The following is a 3,174-nucleotide window of genomic DNA, read 5'->3' on the forward strand; positions in this document are numbered from 1 at the left end:
TGAGTGCGGGAGTATGTCACGCGGGGAGATTCTCTTTTGGAAGTAACGAAGGGGCACTTTTTCTCCCCAACCGGCCAAGAGTAGAGGGCGTTGGATGTTCTGCTGCCGGTCGAGGGCCCACCCCGTGTAGGGATAGTGTTCTGCACTGCTCATGCGAACAGGCTAGGGTTTACCCATGAAGTTTCCCCCCGCCACACCCCGCCCGGGCAAGCGGCTGCCCCGCGGCTCATTTCCCCGCCTGAGCTCCTCCAACAGGGACAACCATCGCCGTCGGCGTTTGGTTGGTTTTGGTTTCATGGGCCACTGGCTGCTATGGGGAGGGATGGGCCTTCTTTTGGGGCAGCGACTCCGCTCTTGGGGGCAACCGGCTCCTCTGCAGTGGTGGCGCGTTTTGCCGGTGAGCAGTTCTGAGGGATCCCTGACTTTTGTCCAACCGGAACTGCCTCTCTACCACTCGTTCGCGTCAGTGGTGCGGAGCGCTTTTGCCGACAGGCTACTGCCCTGGCTGGCTCAGGGAACCGGGATCTCGGCTGAAGGGATCCTGCACATCTTCTCAGTTATGGCCTGCTTGGCCATTCTGCTGTTGTGCTGGAGCTGGGGCAACTTCTGGAGTGCCGGTCTATGGGGACTCAGCCCCTGGGTGTTGACCCAAGGGTTGGAGCCAGGCAGCGAGATTTTGGGCAGCCTGGTTTTGCTTTGCAGTTGTGGTGTTGGGCCGGGATCCACCTTGCGCTGGTGGGGTCTGGCCTTAGCCTGTGCCCTGTCCTATAAGGTTTGGCCCTTGGCTTTGCTCTGGGCAGGGCTGTGGACGAGCCAGCAGTGGCCACGGCAACCGTTGCGTTCGCGTCAGCAGTGCGGGGCATCAGGACTGCTTTTGCTGCTGCTGGTGATGGGGCTTTCCTGGCTGGGACGGTTTAATTTGCCGGCTACCTCTGCTGAGGTGATTCCCTATCCTCTCAGCTCCCAAAGTGGCTTGGCTGTTTTGGCTACTTTGATGCTGCCCTTGGGGTTGAGCTTGGTGCGGTTGGGCTGGCCCTGGGCAGAACGGCAGCAAGCCCTGCTCAGCTTGGCCGGTTTGGGCCATGTCCTCTGGATGGGGGCGCTGGCGACATGGTTTTGGGATCCCCAAGTGAACACCCTGCAGCAAAGTGCTCGCTGGGGTTTGGTGGTGCTCCCCTTCCTATGCCTGAGCGCCGGCGGCGTCTTGGCTGAGATCCCCTACCGGAGCTGGCGGCGGGTTTTGGGATCCCTACTCCTGGGCAGTTCTTTCTTGTTATCGTGGCAGGCATTGGCCTAAGGTATTCTTTCTCTTGCTTGCCATGACCCAGACCTCGTCCGCATCGGCACCGCGTAGCACTTCGCGGCCCTTGTTGCAAACCCTTTTTGCCCAACGGGCTCAGGCTGTGATCCCTTCTCCTTTCGGGGCGGAGATCCCAGGGGCGGTGCCAGTGGTTACCAGTTTTACCTTTGGGCTGGCGGATCCGCGTCTGTTCCCCAAGGCCGACTTGGCGCGGGCCACGGCGGAGGTGTTGGCAGAGGATGGGGACAATGCCCTCAATTACGGCGGCACGTTTGCCGGGCTGATCAACGTGGTGCTGCAGTTGATGCGGGATAGAGGGGTAGAGGCCCAGCCGGAAAACCTACTGATCGGCTATGGCTCTGGGCAGATCCTCGGCCTGTTGCCTCAGGTCTTCGTGGAGCCGGGGGATGTAGTCATTGTGGAAGGGCCCACCTTCATGGGGGCTGTCAGCCGTTTTGCGGCGGCAGGAGCGCGTCTGATCTCGATTCCGGTGGATGGGGAAGGCATGGTGGTGGATCGCCTGGAAGAGGTGCTGCGCGATCTGGCTCGCCAAGGGATCCGCCCCCGATTTGTCTATACCATTCCCACCTTCCAAAACCCCAAAGGCTGCACCCTCTCTGGGCCACGGCGGCAGAAATTGGTGCAGTTGGCAGCTGAGTACGGTGTGGTGGTGGTGGAGGACGAGGCCTACTACGACCTGCGCTTTGCCGGGGATCCCTTGCCCAGTTTGGCTGCGCTGGATCGGGAAGGCTGGGTTCTTCATGTGGGCACCTTCTCCAAGATTGTGGTGCCGGGAGTACGGGTGGGCTGGGCCTGTGGTCACCCTGAGATCATCCGCCGCCTGGAGATGTTTCGCAGCGAGGGATCCCTGGGGCCCTTTTTGGGCCGGGTGGTGGCCCGCTATTGCGGGGAGGGCCGTCTGCAAAGCCACATTCAACTCCTCACCCGTCGCTACCGAGAAAAGTGCCAGGTGATGCTGGAGGCCATCGCTCAATATTTTCCGCCCGAAGTCAAGGTGGAGGCCCCTGGGGGTGGATTTTTCGTCTGGTGTGAGCTGCCCCCTTCCCTAAGCGCCAGCACCTTGTTGCAGGCTACCCGTGCCCTGGGGGTCACCTTCCTGCCGGGCACCCACTGCTTTGCCGACGGCCAAGGAGACCATGCTCTGCGCCTGGCCTTCAGCTATCAACCCGAGGAGCGCATTGTCAGTGGGATCCAGACCATTGGGGAACAACTGTACAGACTGATACACTCTTGCGCCAGCGGTGCGGAGCAGCAAGGGAAGGAGCTCTCCAAAAGCATGGATCCTTGAAGCCCAGAGCGCAGATTTCCCGCTCACCTGCCCCCCACAGCCTTAGCCATGCGCCGGAAAAATTGCCCAACGCCCTTCACCAGGTTGGGTGCAGCTTCTGGACGAGCCGGGATCCCGGCCATGAGGGTGTAGTAGTCATCCAAGAGGGTGTGCTCTTCTGGAGAGACCGTGTTGTCGGCCATCATCAGGTTGCCGATTGCTCCCAAAAGTTGCATACGCTCGGTTTCGCTGGCCTGGGCAAGATAATCGGCCATCCAGCGCTCGGTTTGCTCCATTGGGATAGGCTCTTGGATCAGTTCTCGCAGCTCGGTATCGTGCTCCAAACCATAGCGGCGCAGCAGGGATCCCAAGTAGGCCAATTCCTGGGGTTCCAAATGCCCATCGGCCCAAGCAGAGCCGGCCACAATTTTGAGCATGAGCTGATGTTGAGTTGTGGGGTTCATGGTGGGATCCCTTGCTGAGAACTGTTGTCGCTACGCGACACTTCTGCGAACGTGTCAGGGGGCCAGAGACCTTAGAGGCTGCAGAGTTGAGGGGATGAACAGCTTAACTATAGCCAGACCTT

At 60.4% G+C, this 3,174-nt stretch carries 3 protein-coding genes; 2 read left to right on the top strand and 1 reads right to left on the bottom strand.

Annotation, left to right across the window (positions count from 1 at the left end; translation table 11 throughout):
- The first annotated feature begins 175 nt into the window (after nt 1–175).
- Together NW819_RS11230 and NW819_RS11235 are read left to right on the top strand one after the other, a co-directional pair.
- Nucleotides 176–1,297, top strand: a complete 1,122-nt coding sequence (locus NW819_RS11230) for a hypothetical protein (protein WP_414413793.1) — start codon at nt 176–178, stop codon at nt 1,295–1,297.
- A gap of 22 nt (nt 1,298–1,319) precedes the next feature.
- A complete protein-coding gene (locus NW819_RS11235) occupies nt 1,320–2,609 on the top strand; it encodes a PLP-dependent aminotransferase family protein (protein ID WP_414344487.1) in 1,290 nt (429 codons plus the stop codon).
- Between the two features lie 23 nt (nt 2,610–2,632).
- Here NW819_RS11235 and NW819_RS11240 read toward each other — a convergent pair whose 3' ends face one another.
- Entirely contained in the window at nt 2,633–3,052 is a 420-nt protein-coding gene (locus tag NW819_RS11240; RefSeq protein WP_414329532.1) for a TerB family tellurite resistance protein, read from the bottom strand.
- Nucleotides 3,053–3,174: the final 122 nt, after the last annotated feature.

Source organism: Synechococcus sp. R8-2, assembly GCF_047461715.1.
Taxonomy (GTDB): Bacteria; Cyanobacteriota; Cyanobacteriia; order Thermostichales; family Thermostichaceae; genus Thermostichus.

Bases quoted from the DNA above. Each gene is read 5' to 3' on its own strand.
- NW819_RS11235 (WP_414344487.1), top strand. From the start codon at position 1,320: ATGACCCAGACCTCGTCCGCATCGGCACCGCGTAGCACTTCGCGGCCC.
- NW819_RS11230 (WP_414413793.1), top strand. From the start codon at position 176: ATGAAGTTTCCCCCCGCCACACCCCGCCCGGGCAAGCGGCTGCCCCGC.
- NW819_RS11240 (WP_414329532.1), bottom strand. From the start codon at position 3,052: ATGAACCCCACAACTCAACATCAGCTCATGCTCAAAATTGTGGCCGGC.